At 54.3% G+C, this 3,169-nt stretch carries 1 tRNA gene and 2 rRNA genes (1 of these 3 only partly in view); all 3 read right to left on the bottom strand.

The window, feature by feature from the left end:
• Window position 1 precedes the first annotated feature (1 nt).
• A tRNA-Met gene (locus C5L14_RS29840) sits at window positions 2-78 on the bottom strand.
• 50 nt (window positions 79-128) lie between these two features.
• Window positions 129-243: ribosomal RNA gene (gene rrf / locus C5L14_RS29835) — 5S ribosomal RNA — on the bottom strand.
• Between the two features lie 152 nt (window positions 244-395).
• Window positions 396-3,169, bottom strand: a 23S ribosomal RNA gene (locus tag C5L14_RS29830); it runs 37 nt beyond the window's last position.

The raw sequence follows: 3,169 nt of genomic DNA, 5'->3' as shown, positions 1-3,169 counted from the left end.
TTGGTTGCGGGGGCAGGATTTGAACCTGCGGCCTTCAGGTTATGAGCCTGACGAGCTACCGGGCTGCTCCACCCCGCGGCAGGTATTAGAGTTGTTTGTCATGGTTTATTGAGAAGTTTGCTTTGCAGGCCTGGCAACGACCTACTCTCCCAGGTCTTGAGACATAGTACCATCGGCGCTGAGGAGTTTAACGGCCGAGTTCGGGATGGGATCGGGTTGAGGCTCCTCGCTAGTGCCACCAGGCCGGCGAAGCAAAATCTGAATGCGTATGATGCAGGGCATCGCACGCACATGCGCATCGACAGGTTAGTGTCGTGATGAGCATGGCAAGATGTATTGGTCTTTGGTTTTCACATTGAGCAGCTTTGCTGCGTTGTGAGTATTGATAAATGAGAGCGATCAAGCCGATCAAGCTATTAGTACCGGTAAGCTGCACGGCTCGCGCCGCTTCCACACCCGGCCTATCAACGTGGTGGTCTACCACGGCTTTCGAGGGAGAACTCATCTTGAGGTGGGTTTCCCGCTTAGATGCCTTCAGCGGTTATCCCGACCGTACATAGCTACCCTGCACTGCGGCTGGCGCCACAACAGGTCCACCAGAGGTACGTCCATCCCGGTCCTCTCGTACTAAGGACAGATCCTCTCAATTCTCCTACGCCCACGCCAGATAGGGACCAAACTGTCTCACGACGTTTTGAACCCAACTCACGTACCACTTTAATCGGCGAACAGCCGAACCCTTGGGACCTTCTCCAGCCCCAGGATGTGATGAGTCGACATCGAGGTGCCAAACGATTCCGTCGATATGGACTCTTGGGAATCATCAGCCTGTTATCCCCGGCGTACCTTTTATTCGTTGAGCGATGGCCGTTCCACAACGGACCACCGGATCACTATGGCCGACTTTCGTCTCTGCTCGACTTGTCAGTCTCGCAGTCAGGCGGGCTTATGCCATTGCACTCGACGAGCGATTTCCGACCGCTCTGAGCCCACCGTCGCACGCCTCCGTTACTCTTTGGGAGGCGACCGCCCCAGTCAAACTACCCACCATACACTGTCCCGGGCCCGGATGACGGGTCGCGGTTAGACATCCATGATCGTAAGGGTGGTATTTCAAGGGTGGCTCCACATGGGCTGGCGCCCCTGCTTCATAGCCTACCACCTATCCTACACATGCAAGCACGAATGCCAGTGTAAAGTTATAGTAAAGGTGCACGGGGTCTTTCCGTCTAAGCGCAGGTACCCCGCATCTTCACGGGGAATTCAATTTCACTGAGTCTATGCTGGAGACAGCGGGGAGATCGTTACGCCATTCGTGCAGGTCGGAACTTACCCGACAAGGAATTTCGCTACCTTAGGACCGTTATAGTTACGGCCGCCGTTTACCGGGGCTTCGATTCAAAGCTTGCACCTCTCCTCTTAACCTTCCGGCACCGGGCAGGCGTCAGACCCTATACGTCGCCTTGCGGCTTAGCAGAGCCCTGTGTTTTTGTTAAACAGTCGCCACCCCCTAGTTTGTGCCCCTCGCCCATGGTTGCCCACGAACGAGGCCTCCTTATCCCGAAGTTACGGAGGCAAATTGCCGAGTTCCTTCAGCATAGTTCTCTCAAGCGCCTTGGTATACTCTACCAGTCCACCTGTGTCGGTTTCGGGTACGGTCTGATGTGGGAGCTATTTCCTGGAACCTCGTGATGGCATGTTCAATCCGATAAGAACACACCACGGAAGAGATCCGTCACTACCCACTGGTTGAGGAATATTCACCTCATTCCCATCGACTACGCTTTTCAGCCTCGCCTTAGGGGCCGACTAACCCTGCGCAGATTAGCTTTACGCAGGAACCCTTGGACTTTCGGCGACAGTGTCTCTCACACTGTTTGTCGTTACTCATGCCAGCATTCGCACTTCCAATACCTCCAGAGCTGCTCACGCATACTCCTTCACAGGCCTATGGAACGCTCCGCTACCGCGTGCTTGCGCACACCCACAGCTTCGGCTCGTGGCTTGAGCCCCGTTACATTTTCGGCGCAAAGACCCTTGTTTAGACCAGTGAGCTGTTACGCTTTCTTTAAAGGATGGCTGCTTCTAAGCCAACCTCCTGGTTGTTATGGGATCCTCACATCCTTTACCACTTAGCCACGAATTAGGGGCCTTAGCTGGTGGTCAGGGTTTTTTCCCTCTCGACGACGGACGTTAGCACCCGCCGTCTGTCTGCCGCATAGTGTTTCCAGGTATTCGGAGTTTGGTTAGGTTTGGTAGATCGGTAAGACCCCCTAGCCCATCCAGTGCTCTACCCCCTGGAACATTCGTGCGACGCACTACCTAAATAGTTTTCGCGGAGAACCAGCTATTTCCGAGTTTGATTGGCCTTTCACCCCTAGCCACAAGTCATCCGAGGCTTTTTCAACAGACACCGGTTCGGTCCTCCAGTGGGTGTTACCCCACCTTCAACCTGCTCATGGCTAGATCACATCGGTTTCGGGTCTAATAAGACGGACTGAACGCCCTGTTCAGACTCGCTTTCGCTACGCCTACACCTACCGGCTTAAGCTTGCCCGTCTCACTAAGTCGCTGGCCCATTATACAAAAGGTACGGTGTCACCATTGCAGGCTCCACCTGTTTGTAGGCATCCGGTTTCAGGATCTGTTTCACTCCCCTCGTCGGGGATCTTTTCACCTTTCCCTCACGGTACTGGTTCGCTATCGGTCACTGAGGAGTACTTAGGCTTGGAGGGTGGTCCCCCCACGTTCAGACAGGGTTTCACGTGCCCCGCCCTACTCAAGTCCCTTCACATCATCGTCGCATACGGGGCTATCACCCACTAACGCCCGGCTTTCCATCCGGTTCTGCTGACTCAATGAAGGGCACTGGCCTGGTCCGCGTTCGCTCGCCACTACTAACGGAGTCTCGGTTGATGTCCTTTCCTCCGGGTACTTAGATGTTTCAGTTCCCCGGGTTCGCTCTTAATCCCCTATGGATTCAGGGACTAAGTCCTTCCCTTTGACAATTGTTAGTCCAAAGCTGCTCAAAAACTCGCGCTCTCGAGACAACCTCAAAATAACAATTGTCGGAAGTGGGTTTCCCCATTCGGATATCTTCGGATCAAAGCTTGTTCGCAGCTCCCCGAAGCTTTTCGCAGCGTACCACGTCCTTCATCGCCTCTCAGTG

Source organism: Labrys okinawensis, assembly GCF_002982075.1.
Lineage (GTDB): Bacteria > Pseudomonadota > Alphaproteobacteria > Rhizobiales > Labraceae > Labrys > Labrys okinawensis_A.
Note: the sequence above shows the minus strand (reverse complement) of the source record. Positions and strands in the feature narration are given on the sequence as shown.